The organism is Escherichia sp. TW14182, assembly GCF_000208525.1.
Taxonomy (GTDB): domain Bacteria; phylum Pseudomonadota; class Gammaproteobacteria; order Enterobacterales; family Enterobacteriaceae; genus Escherichia; species Escherichia ruysiae.
Genome location: NZ_AEJZ01000459.1, coordinates 1 through 558, shown reverse-complemented (window position 1 = coordinate 558; position 558 = coordinate 1). Strand labels below are relative to the sequence as shown.

2 protein-coding genes are annotated in these 558 nt (G+C 41.6%); both read right to left on the bottom strand.

Annotated elements, in window-relative coordinates; all coding sequences use genetic code 11:
- Positions 1-24 precede the first annotated feature (24 nt).
- A complete protein-coding gene (locus tag EQY_RS0123215; protein ID WP_000549002.1) occupies positions 25-252 on the bottom strand; it encodes a hypothetical protein in 228 nt (75 codons plus the stop codon).
- A gap of 212 nt (positions 253-464) precedes the next feature.
- Positions 465-558: host cell division inhibitor Icd-like protein (locus EQY_RS0123205; protein WP_038809372.1), on the bottom strand; the 94-nt coding region annotated here is incomplete at its 5' end.

Here is a 558-nt window from a genome sequence, read left to right as displayed (position 1 = left end):
CAGAATTTTTCTGTTTCATGGTTTTTATTCTCCGGTGTGATGCGATTTATTATTCTCGTGAATTGCCATCACTGTATTTAATTCGTTAATTACTGGCGTTAATAGTGTGCGCACAGCAGAAAACATCATTGAATCTGATTCATCGCCACTTTCCGGCACATCAATTAACTTAAGTAGTAATGCGTCCATTTCCTTTGCGCGGATTAATGCGTTTTCAGAATGAACAAGAACATCAAAGGGTATTTTATGCATCACACAGTTTCTCCCTGATTCTTTTAGTGTCCTCATTGAGGATGTCTGTAGCTTTTGTCAGTGAGTTTTTGGTAATTATTTTTATTGTTTTAAATTTTCTTTTGTCGTACTCCGACTGTGATTTCCTCTCCATGATCTCTACCATGCAATTTATATCCACAAGCGCATGTATCAGTACTTTTAATGCTTCGCCTGCTGCGTCCGGCGTGTTTTTATTGCACATGGCTCACCCCCTGGCGAATACGGGCAGCGAATACCATCACGCAGCCAGCCGGTGATTGCTGGCGTGCTTCCTGTTCGCTGGTG

Bases quoted from the DNA above. Each gene is read 5' to 3' on its own strand.
- EQY_RS0123215 (WP_000549002.1), bottom strand. From the start codon at position 252: ATGCATAAAATACCCTTTGATGTTCTTGTTCATTCTGAAAACGCATTA.